This is a genomic window from Calothrix anomala FACHB-343 (assembly GCF_014696435.1).
Classification (GTDB): Bacteria; Cyanobacteriota; Cyanobacteriia; order Cyanobacteriales; family Nostocaceae; genus Aulosira; species Aulosira anomala_A.
The window spans coordinates 12,313-26,810 of record NZ_JACJQG010000026.1 but is presented as its reverse complement, the minus strand read 5'-3'; the positions used below and the strand labels follow the sequence as shown (position 1 = coordinate 26,810).

Below are 14,498 nucleotides of genomic sequence, written 5' to 3'. Positions count from 1 at the left end.
GGAGGCGACACTCATGGAAAACCTACGCCAACTCTTACAAACAGAAAACTCCCAACTAGCCCAAATATTACGCTATAGCCTCCACGGAATCGCCGCCACATTACAACAAGCCCAAACAGAACATCCCCTAGATCCAGGCGCTAAATTATGCGAAGAAATACTCCAAGAAATCCATAACTTATTACAACCCAAATCTCCCCAACCCAACCCAAATAATGAACTAAAACTCAGCCAACTTAAACAAGAATTCGACGCAGATAAAGACCTCAAATTATATCTAGGAAATAACCCCCTCCAAAGCCAAACAGACGCAGAATTATGGAACGAAATACAACGTAAACTCCTACGAATTCCCGAAGAATTAGCAGCAACTTGGCGTCAACGCGCCTTGACTTTAGCCCAAGAAATTGGTGCAGTAGAAGACACTTCCAACCTCTACCCCTTACCCTTCATCCGCGACGAAATTATTTACCCCGGACTTAGCGGTACAATTCAAACCAAAGGTTTAAGCCTATCCCAAAAAGCATTATCTTATACCCAAACCAAACAAAATACCGATTCAAAAGATATAAACTTACTCGCAGGTTACTTATTTTTTTGTATTAATTTTATTGAAATAGAACCAGACTTACATCATGCTTTAAAAAGCGTTTTCAGCTTCGATATCGTCTCCTTACACGCCAAACCAGAACAGCAAAATCAATATATTGAAGCCTTAACAGAACGCTTTCAACGCACCCAAAAAGCTGTAGAAAACACTGATGCCTTATTAACTCTACGTGCTTGGATTGACATAGATGAAGCCATCCATTCCTTAGTATTTATTCCACCAAGCGATCGCTATTCCTGGTGGGGTAAACTACAACAAGAATCACGGCGAATGCTAAAAAAATTTGTTGATATGGCGAATAATGCAGGTAATGATGTCCGCATTCGCCAATTATCAGGACTTTACGCCGATATTTGCGCCTTAACCAAAGACGACTTGCAACTTGATTGTGGCGGTAATCCTGGGGAAGTCTTAGCTTGTCTGCGAGTCTATGCGCGAATTAATCAAGAAGAATCACCAGGGCGCGTAATATTTCGCTCATCACGGTAATTTGTGCTTATTTTCGCCTAAATTTACCGCTAATTCCTGAACACGCCATAGAGAGTTAGGTTTTTCGTAGGCTGTTCCACAAGCTCCAATACGGTTCAATTAAGGATAATAGTAGGTTGGGTTGAGGAACGAAACCCAACATTTTGGGGGTTTGTTGGGTTTTCACACAGTAAGCCCAATCTACACAGCATATTGAGATCAGATCCTGAGTCCTATTTTACGTTCAATAAAACGATATTTTGAGAAAAAATTAAATTATTCTTTAGATTTGGGAATAATAAGTATGTAGAAAAATAGGTAAATAATAAAACTGCAATTATGCATGAAAATACTGATGCATGGAATCCCTCTGTTGAGCAGATGGTGAGGGAGATTGTCGCGGTTAATCACGCTTGGAAAGTGGCTTGTGAATTATTTGGCGAAGATTCGCCTCTATCAACCTCATCACGAGATTTAAAAACCTGTTTACAAGTGCGTTTGTTGCGAAGCTATGCACCAAAACAGGTTTATTTAATAGAAGACAAAAATGTAGAAGGTGAGCGTCTTTATAGCTTATATCTCCGCGAACATATAAACAACCGTCAGTATGCAGAACATCTTCCTGTACGGGTAGCAGAAGATGTTCTTTCTTCTCAAGAATTAGCGCAATTTAAGAAGCAATAAAAACAGGGGTGTTGTTGTGGGAATAGCAAAAATTTGGGACATTATTTGGGATAACGGGCCTTTTCATTGGGCTACTGCTTTTGTGCTAATAGTTGCAGTAATTGTAGAGTTTTACACAGTATGGCAGTATTGTAGTAAAACTCAAGCTGCAATTAAATCTTTAGAAAATCCAAAAAATAGTCGGTTGCAAGAAAATTCCAATGTTCGCAGATGGAAAGACAGGTATCTACAAACAGATACTAAAGGTGATTTCAAGAAACCGGATGATAAATTTTTACTAATAAAGTACCCCTCTGTTTTATCTCGTCCAATACCTCGTAGTTCCCTACGTTTTGTGACTACTTTGTGTACTGCTATTGGTGTGTTGGGAACATTTTACGGTATTCAAGACGGATTACAAGGTATCAATCTATCTTCCATAAATAACTCTAGCGAACTAATGGAAGCTAGTACTGGTTTACTAGAAGGAATGAAAACAGCATTTTCTACTTCCTTAATGGGCTTAGGTTCTGGTAGCTTGTTCACTTTAGTTTTGTTTATCAGTGATTCGCTAAAACAGAAACGACGTGATAGTTTACGTGAAAGACTAGAAAAGATTGCAACTTTACCAACAACAGATAATGCTAATGCTGAAGTAGTTCAAATTCTGAGTCGTGTAGCAGATACATTCACAGGGCTAAACCATCTGAGTGCTGAAGCCATCGGTCAAGCGGTCGGACAGCAAATGCTAACTCTAATTCTACCAGGAATGAAAGCAATTTTTACAGAGCAAAGACAACTTCGAGAACTTCAACAAAATCCAGGAGAAAAAGTTTTAGAAGAACTGATCAAAAATTTGCGAATTCAGGTAATTGAACCAATTGCAGTTCGACTAGATAAAAGTGCTGAATTAACTCAGCAAGCTTCTAATGCAGTGCTAACTCTGCATAAGGAACTGGGTGGTATTTCTCAAAGTTTGGCAAATTCTATCCAGAAAATGCAAGACTTTCAACAAGATACTTTAGTAAAGCTTGAAGGTTTTGCTAACAATTTAGGAGAAACTTTAACTCAATTCCAAACAGATACAAAAGATGTTTTGCAACTCACATCTCAGGAAATTAATCAAGCTGTACAGGAAAGTATCCAAGGAATGACAGCCCAGCGCAGTGCTTTTGAAACCAGCGCACAACAAGCTGCTGCTACCTTCAAGGGAATTCGCCAGGAACTTGAGATAGCACTAGAAAAACGTGCAGCAGTAGAAACAGATATGTTGCACACATTTGCTAACAATTTGGAAACAACTTTCAGTAGATTAAAAACAGATACAATCGATGTTTTACAACTAACATCTCAGGAAATTAATCGATCTGTACAAGAAAGTATCCAAGGAATGACAGCCCAGCGAAGCGCTTTTGAAACCAGCGCACAACAAGCTGCTGCTACCTTCAAAGGAATTCGAGAGGAACTTGAGACAGCGCTAGAAAACCGTGCAAAAGTAGAATCAGAAATGCTGCAAGATACTCAGGCGAGAATTAGTGAAATTCTCTCTGAAGCCAATACAGCATTTACAAAGCAAACTAATAATCTCAAAAAAGTGGGAGATGATGCATCTAACTTGATGAATGATGCGAGAAATAATCTCTTAGAAGCTTTAGGAAATATTGATAGAACCTTGACTGCTACTCGCGAAACAGTAGAGCATGATTTAACAAAATTTCGGGAAGAATATCAAGGAAATCTCCAAGAATTCTTTAGACAACAAAATAACCTATTAGAGGGGACACTAGGCGAACATCGGGATGGATTAACTAGCGTAGTGACGAATTTGGATCGCGTTTTCAAAGAAGAAGCTGAAAGGCGAATTAAATTAACTGAAGAAGTAGACAGGAGTATGAATAAAATTCAGATGTCTGTCGAACAAATCCATAAATTAGTGAGTGCGGCTGGATTACATGATGCACAAAGACTCATACAACTAGAAAAACTTGCCATTGGTATTGGTCAACAAGTGCAAATTGTAGACAATTCATACAAGAATTTGAATGATAAATTTGACCATAGCCTTGAGTCTTGGCGCGATCACCTAGAGAACTCTATGAAACAAACTGTTGATTTACAAGAAAGCTTTTTTCAAAAAGCTGATGAGGCTATGACTAAAGTTTGCGATAGAGTACTTCACACAGCAAGTGTACTGCTAGATGCCAATGATAATGGTAATGGGAGAAATCATCATGGATGATTTTATCAGAGGCGAAATTGACGCAGAAATTACAGAAGATGAAGACTCTAGTATCTATCTGTCTATTGGCGATTTAATGTCTGGATTGCTGATGTTTTTTGCTCTATTATTCATCACCGTCTTACTTCAGCTTGCAGAAAGAGGCGCTCCAAAAAATGATGTAATTGAAAACGTTATGCAACAGATGAAAAGCAATAATATCAATGTCAAAGTTAACCCGGACACTGGAGATGTAAGTATCGAAGAATCAATTTTATTTGCTAAAGGAAGCGCTGAACTTAAACCAGAAGGTAAAGCTTTCCTACGCCGATTTATCCCTGTTTACAGTGGGGTAATTTTTTCAAAGCGAGAATTTGATAAGGAAATTAGCCGCGTAGTGATAGAAGGTCACACTAGCTCAGAAGGCGATGACAAAACCAATTTACAATTAAGTGTAATGAGGTCTTCATCAGTTTATAAATACATTTTTTATGACATTGATTTTCCAACTAAATCACCTTTAAATCAAAAAATTTTGGCAGCAGGTCGTGGAGAAATTGAAGCTGACCAGACACTTGATAACCCAGGCGATCGCAAAGTGGTTTTCCGCTTTCAGTTTCGCAGTGATGAGTTAAAGCCAGATATCACCAAAACTTCTCATTAACGGAGTAATAATCTTGAATTTTCAGTTCTCTGTTCCTCCCCAAACTGAAACTCCCAAATTTAGTCCTAATAAACTTATTCAACTTGCAAGCACTTTACCAAATACAACAATATCTATACCAACTGTTGATCAAGTATTGGCAGCAATTGAACAGGGTAAAGCTGATAAAGTAAGTAAGTTAGAATGGGTTTACTGCATCCATAGCAAAGCACAATGGGATAAGCAAAATATTGGCCGTTCCAGAAAAACATCAGCAGCTATTTGGAAGATAGCAATTTCTCACTCATGGTTGCAACATCATTTGCTTTGGCGTATCGCTATTTATTATAGTTTTCAGCCAGAACAGAATTTCGCACAATCTCTAGCTGAATCTTTTGATGTCTTTGCTAATTATCACTCAGTTAGCCAACTGCTATCGGTTAAAATTATTCAGGCACTACGCAGTAAACAACCTGGTAGTAAATTAGCAAAAATCGCTTGTGAACAAAATGTAAATCGCACTCAATTGCTAAACTTAATCCAAAATAATTTACCTATTTGGCTGCCATTATTTAGCCATTTTTTAGAGGATATTAGTCCCTATTTCTCTAAAATAATTTCTCCAACCCAGCAGCAGGTTAAATGGCTATTAAGATGTTTAGATGAGATGTCGGATAAGCAGCAGTTAAAAGCAGTTGATCATTTACTAAACAATGTTACCAATCATGTAGCAAGTAATAACCCACCGCTAGTTGAATGGTTGCGACAACATTATCGAAATGCTGATAGATGGTATCAGCTTTCTGAGCCAGCAAGGAAGCGACTTAGAGAGTGGATTGGGGGGATTAATTATGGTGATTTCCAAAAGTTAGTAGATGTAATATTGAACAGACTTCACATACAACAGTTCGAGTCAGATCGGTTACAAAGTCGCAGGGAATTCTGGGCTAATTACAGTAACCGTTTTGAAAGGCTTCGCATCCTGCTACCCAAAACATCACAACTTGCTATAGGGACACAAATTAAAGGAGATGCTGATCTATTAGAAGATGATGGTAGCGACTCCACAGAGGTATGTATATTTGATTTTGGTGAGTGGTTCGTAGTCGAGTTTTTTCGTGGACGAGGTAGTGAGACACGCCTGCTTCCTAACAATTCCAGAAATCAGCAAATTCTTTTTGGTGAATCTAGACTTTCAGTGAAACGGATTCGTTGTTTAGGTGGCGATAGACACGATCATGTATTTCTTTGGCAATTCTTTTGCCGTCAATGGCTAGCAAGGAAGGGAATCAACCCAAACCCTGGTACTAAACCTTACCCAAACCCTAAAGCAGATAAATTGCAACAACGTCAAGAAAATCTTAGATGGTGGCAAAATGAGATTGAAAGCTTGGAACGCGAAGCTAGAGTCTACTGTAACAAGATTGGTTTTTTAACAAACTGAATCTAAATATAAGAAAGGCAAAGCTGAACAATTAATGTTCAGCTTTGCCTTTAAGTAAAAAATGCATAAGCTTGCATTTTTTACAACTATCGAAAGAATGATATTTATCTAAATGTATTGCAACTGCGATCGCAGTCCGAATGAGTTTTGATGTCAAAAGAAGCTAGACGACTCTACACATCGCAGTCTTCCCAAAACATCAAGCCTAGCTGAATCTAGAGGATACCCCAGAAGTGTAAAACTCCTTGTCCCGAAAAAACTTCCACTAGAATCGCCGCTATAAAACCAATCATTGCAAAACGACCGTTCCAGTTTTCGCTCTGAGGAGTGAAGCCCCAGCGTAAAGCGTTAGGATCTTCAGAAACTGTAGTTGTAGGATTCTTCGTGTCTGCCATAAATAACACTCCGAGCTTTTATGTGATGACAGTTGTAACTGCCTGTAAAGTAATGTAACAGATTTTTATCGAAATGCAACATTTTCTTGACAAAGGTAGCATAAATGTAATTTGCACTCACCCATAGAGATTTTGCATCAGTCGTTTTTATGGTTTACTGGATGCATGAGTATTTTTATACTTACAATAAGATTTTTGCGATCGCCAGAAAATCATGCTTAAAAGTCCCCTCCGTTATCCCGGCGGTAAATCAAAAGCAATCAATCAAATAATTGAATACTTACCAGAAAATTTCTCAGAATTTAGAGAACCATTTGTAGGCGGTGGTTCTGTATTTATCTATTTAAAACAAAAATTCCCACATTTAAAAATTTGGATTAATGATTTAAACCGTGAATTATATCTATTTTGGAAATTTGCCCAATCTGATATATCTCAACTAGTCACAGAAATTCGTGGGATTAAAAAAGAATATACAAATGGTAAATTACTATTTACAGAATTGACCAGAATAGATATCAATAAATTATCTTATTTGGAAAGAGCAGTCCGTTTTTTTGTACTTAACAGAATCACATTTTCGGGAACTGTAGAATCTGGTGGATTTTCCCAAGAAGCTTTTTATAAACGTTTTACCAATTCATCTATAGACCGATTGGAAAAATTAGAACCTATTTTATCAAAAGATATTTTGATAACTAATTTAGATTACAGTGAATTATTACATGCGCCAGGAGAGCAAGTATTTTTATTTTTAGATCCACCTTATTTTATCGCCACAAAATCTAAGCTCTACGGTAAAGATGGTAACTTACATACCTCTTTTGCACATCAAAAATTTGCTGAATTATTAAAACAATGCCATCACCAATGGTTAATTACCTACGACAATTCCCCCCAAATCCGAGAAAATTTTAATTGGGCAAATATATTTGAGTGGGAATTACAGTATGGAATGAATAATTATAAACAGACTAATGCTGCCAAAGGAAAAGAGTTATTTATTACTAACTATCAAATTTCCTCGTAGTGAGGACTGAATTCCTCAAATTACAACCCTCGGCAATTCCACAATCCCGCCGTCACCCTAGAAGGGTGCGGCTAATCTTACAAAGCCCACCTTCGTGGGCTTCGTACTTATAGCTCCAGGCTTCTAGCCTGCGAGCGTTATTTCGGGTAGGGGAGAGAAATTTTTTTATTTGAATTGAGGGAACAGATGCACATTTTATCATCAGTATCCTCAAATATATAAAGACTAAATTCCTGACTACGAACTGTTTCCATTTTCCGGTAGGATAACTCCCAGACACTAGCGCACACACAAAACTTATCTATGACAACTTCCCCCATCTCTACGCCAGAAATCTCAACTAGCTGGTATCTCCTGCTGCAACAATTAATTGATGGTGAATCTTTAAGCCGCAATCAATCGGCGGAATTGATGCAAGGTTGGCTGAGTGAATCTGTTCCCCCAGAATTATCGGGAGCAATTTTAACAGCACTGAACTTTAAAGGGGTTTCGGCTGATGAGTTGACTGGGATGGCACAAGTGCTACAGTCTCAATCCCTGGGAGGATACGGAAATGGAGGAACTCAAGGAGTTGGGGATCTTTCCTCACCTTATTCCCTCATTGATACCTGTGGTACTGGTGGAGATGGTTCATCAACTTTTAATATTTCTACAGCCGTTGCCTTTGTGGCTGCTGCCTATGGTGTACCTGTAGCGAAACATGGTAATCGTTCAGCATCCAGTCTCACAGGAAGTGCGGATGTTTTAGAAGCTTTGGGTGTTAATCTCAGCGCACCTAGTGAAAAAGTCCAAGCCGCAGTCAAAGAAGTGGGGATCACTTTTCTGTTTGCTCCTGGTTGGCACCCTGCACTCAAAGCAGTTGCGAGTTTGCGCCGCACTCTCAAGGTAAGGACTGTGTTTAATTTACTCGGCCCTTTAGTCAATCCTTTAAATCCGACTGGGCAGGTGGTAGGGTTATTTACTCCTAAATTATTAGCAACAGTTGCCCATGCTTTACAAAATTTAGGTAAGCAAAAGGCAATTGTTGTACATGGGCGGGAAAAACTTGATGAGGCGGGATTAGGAGATGTAACCGATTTAGCCGTGTTATCAGATGGGGAAGTACAGTTAACTACTATTAACCCGGAAGAGGTGGGTTTAACACCAGCAACAATAGGCACTCTTAAAGGTGGCAATGTCCGAGAAAATGCGGAAATTTTGCAAGCGGTACTTCAAGGTAAGGGAACTCAAGCGCAGCAGGATGCTGTGGCGTTAAATGCTTCCTTAGCGCTACAAGTGGCAGGTGCGATCCCGTTGTTAGACCATGCTCAAGGTATTAAGGTAGCTAAGGAGATCCTAAATAGTGGCGCTCCTTGGGTGAAATTGCAGGAGTTAGTCCGGTTTCTGGGGAATTAACTTCCGTGTGGGATTGGGGGCGAAATTCTACGACGTTGCGCTTGATGGTGACATCGTAATTACCAAAAAAGTCATGACCTAGCAATCCTGTTTCTAGGTCTGAACCTGCGATCGCTACTGGTACTTTATTCACCATTACCCCAGCCGCCGCCATCGAGTCAACATAGCCAATGGTAAATTCCACCTGTTTGGAACTGGCTGTGTTGGCTTTAGTTTTACCTACAGGGACGATACCCAAAGCATTAGCCATGTTTTGAGTAATCACAGTGCCACTCGCCCCAGTATCCACAATCATCTCAAATCGACGCTCGCCATTAAAGGTAACTTCAATAATTGGTGTCCCCCCAATGCGGCGTTTAATTGGGGCAATAAACACATCTGACTCTTCGGTATCTTGTGGCGATGGCATTAATACCGATTGGACGGCTGGTTGTTGTGGTTTTACCACCTGTGGCGCTGGAGGTTGAATAGGGTTAGACGGGGTTTTTTGCGCAGGAACTACAACAACCACACTTTGGGGTTTAGCCGCAACTGGTGTGACAGGTTTAGGACTAGCCTTGTCTAAAGCATACTTAATCTGACGCTGATATTCAGAGATTTTGATTTGCGCGACCGTGAAATTGGGACTTTCTTGCTGGACATTTTGCATCAGCGCGATCGCATCTTGGAACTGAGTCGCCACCAATTTCCAATCATCAGAAGACTGGGCAGATTGGCTGATCGTCATCGCACCAGCCGCCTTGTCTAGCGCCAACTCAAAAGAATTCAGTTCAACTACCGACGAAGACTGTGCCTGAGGTTCTGGGCTGGATAATGGTGTTGCTGCTTCGACAACAGGCGTTTCTGCTACCTTGTCCACGGGCTGAGACTGCTCGCGATCGCGATAAGCATTATTCTGTTTGTCTTGACTACAGGCAACACCCAAAACCGCTAGCGCACTTGTAACAGCAACCAGGGTTGCACGGGATAAAAAAGACTGGAGCATAATTAACTTCGATTTTACCCGCCCTTTAGGGAGGAAATCTACATCTTTTGCAGGAAAGTTAAGAAATGGGCATGGGGCATTGGGCAGGGGACAAGGGGGACAAGGAGGACAAATGACTATTGACTATTGACCATTGACTATTGACCATTGACCGTCCCCTGCCCTAACCATCTTCTCGCTAAATTACCCAACTCATGGGATAATTAACATTCGCAGCTGACTAGGGAATAAAGACTAAGGCTAAACAACAAGAAACACCTAACCCCTAGCCCCTAATCCCTAGCTCCTAAACCCTAATCATGATTGCCTATGTCTCTGTCTGACACAATACCTGCTCTACTTGTCCTAGCGGATGGAACTGCTTATCGTGGTTGGTCTTTTGGTGCCACGGGAACCACAATTGGGGAAGTAGTGTTTAACACTGGTATGACTGGATATCAGGAAGTGTTAACAGATCCCAGTTACTGCGGTCAAATAGTTGTTTTTACTTATCCTGAACTGGGTAACACTGGGGTCAATCCCGAAGATGAAGAATCGGCTAGACCACAGGTAAGAGGTGCGATCGCGCGCAACATTTGTCAGCGCCCTAGTAATTGGCGTTCTACACAATCTTTACCTGACTACCTCAAACAACACCAAATCCCAGGTATTTATGGTATTGATACCCGCGCCCTCACTCGCAAAATTCGCATGTTTGGAGCGATGAATGGTGCGATTTCCACAGCTATTTTGGATGAGGCTGAGTTACTTGAGCAGGTGCAGGCAGCACCTAGTATGCAAGGATTGAATCTGGTGCGGGAAGTAACTACACCAACGGTTTATGAATGGTCAGAGCCTACTATTCCAGCTTGGGAATTCAACGCCAATGCACCGGAAAATCATGGCGAATCCTTCACCGTTGTTGCCCTTGACTTTGGGGTGAAACGTAATATATTACGTCGCCTCGCCAGCTATGGTTGTCAAGTCATTGTTGTACCAGCCAATACACCACCAGAGGAAATTCTCAAATATAATCCAGATGGTATCTTCCTTTCTAACGGGCCTGGCGATCCCGCCGCAGTGACAGAAGGGATTGCCACGGCTAAAGCTCTGCTAGGCGCAGAAAAACCCATTTTTGGTATTTGTATGGGGCATCAAATTTTGGGTCATGCCTTGGGAGCAGAAACCTTTAAACTCAAGTTTGGGCATCGGGGATTGAATCAGCCAGCCGGCTTACAACAACGGGTAGAAATTACTAGCCAAAACCACAGTTTTGCTATTGACCCGGATTCTTTACCTGAAGCAGTTGTGGAAATTAGCCACCTAAACTTGAACGATCGCACTGTTGCCGGGGTACGTCACAAATCTCTACCTGTATTTTCAGTACAATATCACCCAGAAGCTAGTCCTGGCCCCCACGATGCTGATTACTTGTTTGCAGAATTTGTCAAAGCAATGCAAGCAGCACGCCAATTAGCCGCAACTGGGGTTAAATAAAATAGGGACTAGGGACTAGGGACTAGGAACTAGGATAAGGAGCAGAGGAAGCAGAGGAAGCAGAGGAAGCAGAGGAGAAAAAATTAATTCTCAATGCCCAATGCCCCATGCCCCATGCCCTAACCCAGCAGGTTGTAGACAACTTGCACCAAAACCAATTATACTGGAGCGTTCACTTTCACCATGAGGAGGGAGTTATTGCTGAGCCACTGAATCTAACTGTGAGCCTAAGGGGTACTCGTGAAACCCGGGATAACTGTCAGCTATTCCGCCTCACAGGTTTATTAGATGCTTTTTCTGAGCCGACATTTCGCAAGGTACTCAGTAGCAAAATTGATGAGGGCCCAAAGAATATTATTTTGGATCTCTCACAAATTGACTTTGTTGATAGCTCTGGCTTAGGTGCTTTGGTACAACTAGCCAAGCAGGCTCAAACCGCTAATGGCACCTTGCAAATTGTCACCAATGCCCGTGTAACTCAAACGGTCAAGCTTGTTCGCTTAGAGAAGTTTCTCTCCCTGCAATCATCCGTTGACGCGGCTCTAGAAAACATCAAGCCGTCTTGATTGCTTGACCAAAAAACAATCTAGCTATCCGATGCTTTATCTGGATAGCTTAATTTTTAGCCCAGTTGGCTAGCAAACTTCTCTGGACTAACGAGCGTCTAAATTGTTGATTTTTTCGCTCAGGTTGTCAATAGTCATTTGTCTTGTGTCATTTGTGTTGACAAATGACCAATGACTAATGACAAATGTATAGATAATTAGCTCAAGTGATAAATATTTATTAAAATTATTAAAATTTTCAGTTCTCAATAAAAAGATCAAATTTATTCAGTAATTTTTGATAGTGTAGATAATGCTAAGTATGTAAACACAAGAGCAATGATGGCTGCCAAATATAGCACAAGAAGGAATAGTTAACTTGTGAAGCCCAAGGAGGAAGAGTTATTAGATGGACAAGATGAACCTGTGTCACAGAATTCATTTTGGACTGAATCGCTCTTGGCAAACAAATTTCAACTACCCCAACAAATTTCTGTTTCACAAGTGCAACAAATCTCTCCTGCTGCATTAGCATATGTAGGAGATGCAATTTATGAGCTATATGTTAGAATGTTTTATCTAATGCCATTGCAGCGACCAGACACTTACCATCGTCTGGTAGTGGCACAGGTAAGAGCAGAACAACAGGCGCTACATTTGCGATCGCTAATACCTCATCTGAGGGATAGTGAATTAGATATTGTCCGACGGGGTCGTAATGCTGCCGCAGGACGCTCTAAACGGGTTGATCCAGAAATTTACCAGCAAGCAACTAGTCTAGAAACTTTAATTGGCTACCTTTATCTCACAGACTTTACCCGCTTAACCGAACTGTTACAGAAACTCCATCTAGAAAAATAGTGGGCCGTTAATCTCACGCTAGCAAAATCTAGGCCGAGTAAGCTTCGGTAAGTTTAGTAAACAGTATGCCCACCTTATAAGTAATAGCAAATACTTCTATGTCATCAGATAAACCCAGAAAAATCAAAACTGCTGGCGAACCTAATCGCGGCCTACCTGTGAAAGTCAAAGGTAAAAAGCGCGTTCTCGCTAATCCCATTCGCAAGTCCCGTCCTGGTGATGCTAAACCCGTGCGTCATCATCAATCTGGTGATGCTAAACCCGTAACGGTAAGAACTGGTGATGCTAAACCCGTAACGGTAAGAACTGGTGATGCTAAACCCGTAACGATAAGAAGTAACCAGCAGCGTCACTTACCTCATCCCAATACAGATATACACCCAGCATCAGAAGAGAGTGATATCATCTATGGCCGTCATCCAGTCTTAAGTGCTTTAGAAAGTCAACGCGGGCTTAACCGCATCTGGATTACTTCTCGGTTACGTTACGATCCCCGCTTTCATCATTTGATTTTACAAGCTAAAGATAATGGTGCAGTCATTGATGAAGTAGAACCTAAGCGCTTAGATCAAATCACCCACGGTGCTAATCATCAAGGGATAGCTGCACAAATCGCACCCTATAGCTATATTGAGTTACCAGATTTAATTGCCAAAGCAAAATCTGTCAGCGATCCTGTAATTATCGTTGCTGATGGGATTACCGATCCCCATAATTTAGGTGCAATTATTCGCACAGCAGAAGCCATCGGTGCGCAAGGATTAGTTATTCCTCAAAGAAGGGCTTCCGGGATCACTTCAACTGTGGTAAAAGTGGCAGCAGGTGCTTTAGAAAACTTCCCCGTTGCTCGTGTAGTAAATCTGAGCCGTTCTTTGGAAGAACTCAAGGAAGCTGGCTTTTGGATTTATGGCACAGCAGCTACCGGTAGTGAACCCCTGCACACAGTCAATTTCAGAGGCCCAATCGTTTTAGTGATTGGCTCAGAAGGTGAAGGACTCAGCATGTTAACACAACGCTCTTGCGATGTTTTAGTATCCATCCCCCTACAGGGTAAAACCCCTAGTCTGAATGCCTCTGTAGCCGCAGGAATGGCGCTTTATGAAATTTCTCGCCAGCGCTTGCTCAACACACACTACCTGGATAGATTACCAAAACCTCTTTGAAATTTCAGAATAACAGAGTATAAAGAAATGTAAAGCAAAACAAAAAGCAAAAAACAGTTTAATATCCAGTACCTCATTCATAAATTGGCAACTACCATGAAAACCATTTGGGATGATCTCAAGGAAAAGCTGATTAGCACAGTCAATAATCTAGGCATGGCTTGGTGGGTAGAGATTGTGACACAGAATCCTCGTTGCACTTACTACTTCGGCCCCTTTATTAACTCTGTCGAAGCCAATCTGTCTATTAAGGGTTATGTAGAAGATTTGGAGTCAGAAGGCGCACAAGGAATTACTGTGACTGTCAAGCGTTGTAAACCAGATTCTTTAACAATTGCTGAAGACCTGGGGGAACGGATTGACCGCAAAGTAACGCCTGCCTTTAGCGGTCAGATTTAATTTAGGCAACATTCACTATCAAATGCTGAGTATTGAGGAGCCAGTTGCTTGCTCTAGTTTTGAGAGTAGACCACCTGGCCTTGCTAATTCCTGGTAGAACCAATCAAATTTGCTTTTAGATTTGCTGGTGGGAATTATTAGCTACGCCAGATTGAAGAAATCTGGCGGCTCAATTTCAATAATTCCAACCGCTACTATCAGCA

At 41.0% G+C, this 14,498-nt stretch carries 14 protein-coding genes; 12 read left to right on the top strand and 2 right to left on the bottom strand.

Features of this window, described 5'->3' with window-relative positions; genetic code table 11:
- Nucleotides 1-13 precede the first annotated feature (13 nt).
- The 5 genes from H6G08_RS16440 to H6G08_RS16420 all read left to right on the top strand — a co-directional run bounded on the left by H6G08_RS16440 (nt 14) and on the right by H6G08_RS16420 (nt 6,046).
- On the top strand, nt 14-1,099 hold the full coding sequence (locus tag H6G08_RS16440) for a hypothetical protein (RefSeq protein ID WP_190544697.1): 1,086 nt from the start codon (nt 14-16) through the stop codon (nt 1,097-1,099).
- Between the two features lie 318 nt (nt 1,100-1,417).
- Nucleotides 1,418-1,762 (top strand): hypothetical protein, encoded by a 345-nt coding sequence (locus tag H6G08_RS16435; protein WP_190544694.1) that lies wholly within the window; start codon nt 1,418-1,420, stop codon nt 1,760-1,762.
- A gap of 16 nt (nt 1,763-1,778) precedes the next feature.
- Nucleotides 1,779-3,980, top strand: coding sequence for a hypothetical protein (locus tag H6G08_RS16430; RefSeq protein WP_190544690.1), 2,202 nt, complete (start codon nt 1,779-1,781; stop codon nt 3,978-3,980).
- Nucleotides 3,973-4,623 (top strand): OmpA/MotB family protein, encoded by a 651-nt coding sequence (locus H6G08_RS16425; RefSeq protein WP_190544686.1) that lies wholly within the window; start codon nt 3,973-3,975, stop codon nt 4,621-4,623. Before H6G08_RS16430 ends, H6G08_RS16425 begins: the two co-directional genes overlap by 8 nt.
- 13 nt (nt 4,624-4,636) lie before the next feature.
- On the top strand, nt 4,637-6,046 hold the full coding sequence (locus tag H6G08_RS16420) for an EH signature domain-containing protein (protein ID WP_190544683.1): 1,410 nt from the start codon (nt 4,637-4,639) through the stop codon (nt 6,044-6,046).
- A 215-nt stretch (nt 6,047-6,261) separates the two neighbouring features.
- Here the strand turns inward: H6G08_RS16420 and H6G08_RS16415 are convergent, their stop codons facing one another.
- Nucleotides 6,262-6,441 (bottom strand): CAB/ELIP/HLIP family chlorophyll-binding protein, encoded by a 180-nt coding sequence (locus H6G08_RS16415; protein ID WP_190544681.1) that lies wholly within the window; start codon nt 6,439-6,441, stop codon nt 6,262-6,264.
- Between the two features lie 214 nt (nt 6,442-6,655).
- On the opposite strand from H6G08_RS16415, the gene H6G08_RS16410 reads away from it, so the two are divergent.
- Nucleotides 6,656-7,471 carry a DNA adenine methylase gene (locus H6G08_RS16410; protein WP_190544677.1) on the top strand — a complete coding sequence of 272 codons (816 nt, stop codon included), beginning with the start codon at nt 6,656-6,658 and terminating at the stop codon, nt 7,469-7,471.
- Between the two features lie 303 nt (nt 7,472-7,774).
- Nucleotides 7,775-8,866 (top strand): anthranilate phosphoribosyltransferase, encoded by a 1,092-nt coding sequence (gene trpD / locus H6G08_RS16405; protein ID WP_190544673.1) that lies wholly within the window; start codon nt 7,775-7,777, stop codon nt 8,864-8,866.
- Here the strand turns inward: trpD and H6G08_RS16400 are convergent.
- The gene (locus H6G08_RS16400; protein WP_190544669.1) at nt 8,796-9,851 is read right to left on the bottom strand and encodes a retropepsin-like aspartic protease family protein; all 1,056 of its coding nucleotides are present in this window, start codon (nt 9,849-9,851) and stop codon (nt 8,796-8,798) included. The genes trpD and H6G08_RS16400 overlap by 71 nt on opposite strands.
- A 309-nt stretch (nt 9,852-10,160) precedes the next feature.
- Between H6G08_RS16400 and carA the strand changes: the two genes are divergently transcribed.
- The 5 genes from carA (at nt 10,161) to H6G08_RS16375 (ending at nt 14,295) form a co-directional block, all read left to right on the top strand.
- Nucleotides 10,161-11,327, top strand: coding sequence for a glutamine-hydrolyzing carbamoyl-phosphate synthase small subunit (gene carA, locus H6G08_RS16395; RefSeq protein WP_190544665.1), 1,167 nt, complete (start codon nt 10,161-10,163; stop codon nt 11,325-11,327).
- Nucleotides 11,328-11,434: 107 nt separating this feature from the next.
- Nucleotides 11,435-11,893 (top strand): STAS domain-containing protein, encoded by a 459-nt coding sequence (locus H6G08_RS16390; RefSeq protein WP_242046175.1) that lies wholly within the window; start codon nt 11,435-11,437, stop codon nt 11,891-11,893.
- Between the two features lie 360 nt (nt 11,894-12,253).
- Complete coding sequence (locus H6G08_RS16385; protein ID WP_190544661.1) at nt 12,254-12,733, top strand: Mini-ribonuclease 3; 480 nt, start codon at nt 12,254-12,256, stop codon at nt 12,731-12,733.
- Between the two features lie 98 nt (nt 12,734-12,831).
- The gene (gene rlmB / locus H6G08_RS16380) at nt 12,832-13,896 is read left to right on the top strand and encodes a 23S rRNA (guanosine(2251)-2'-O)-methyltransferase RlmB (RefSeq protein ID WP_190544657.1); all 1,065 of its coding nucleotides are present in this window, start codon (nt 12,832-12,834) and stop codon (nt 13,894-13,896) included.
- A gap of 96 nt (nt 13,897-13,992) precedes the next feature.
- On the top strand, nt 13,993-14,295 hold the full coding sequence (locus H6G08_RS16375; protein ID WP_190544654.1) for a DUF1816 domain-containing protein: 303 nt from the start codon (nt 13,993-13,995) through the stop codon (nt 14,293-14,295).
- The last annotated feature ends 203 nt before the right edge of the window (nt 14,296-14,498 follow it).

Excerpts from the sequence above, each read along its gene's own strand:
- carA (WP_190544665.1), top strand. The coding sequence starts at position 10,161 with ATGTCTCTGTCTGACACAATACCTGCTCTACTTGTCCTAGCGGATGGA.
- H6G08_RS16415 (WP_190544681.1), bottom strand. The coding sequence starts at position 6,441 with ATGGCAGACACGAAGAATCCTACAACTACAGTTTCTGAAGATCCTAAC.
- trpD (WP_190544673.1), top strand. The coding sequence starts at position 7,775 with ATGACAACTTCCCCCATCTCTACGCCAGAAATCTCAACTAGCTGGTAT.
- H6G08_RS16400 (WP_190544669.1), bottom strand. The coding sequence starts at position 9,851 with ATGCTCCAGTCTTTTTTATCCCGTGCAACCCTGGTTGCTGTTACAAGT.
- H6G08_RS16425 (WP_190544686.1), top strand. The coding sequence starts at position 3,973 with ATGGATGATTTTATCAGAGGCGAAATTGACGCAGAAATTACAGAAGAT.
- rlmB (WP_190544657.1), top strand. The coding sequence starts at position 12,832 with ATGTCATCAGATAAACCCAGAAAAATCAAAACTGCTGGCGAACCTAAT.
- H6G08_RS16390 (WP_242046175.1), top strand. The coding sequence starts at position 11,435 with ATGCCCCATGCCCTAACCCAGCAGGTTGTAGACAACTTGCACCAAAAC.
- H6G08_RS16440 (WP_190544697.1), top strand. The coding sequence starts at position 14 with ATGGAAAACCTACGCCAACTCTTACAAACAGAAAACTCCCAACTAGCC.
- H6G08_RS16375 (WP_190544654.1), top strand. The coding sequence starts at position 13,993 with ATGAAAACCATTTGGGATGATCTCAAGGAAAAGCTGATTAGCACAGTC.
- H6G08_RS16410 (WP_190544677.1), top strand. The coding sequence starts at position 6,656 with ATGCTTAAAAGTCCCCTCCGTTATCCCGGCGGTAAATCAAAAGCAATC.
- H6G08_RS16435 (WP_190544694.1), top strand. The coding sequence starts at position 1,418 with ATGCATGAAAATACTGATGCATGGAATCCCTCTGTTGAGCAGATGGTG.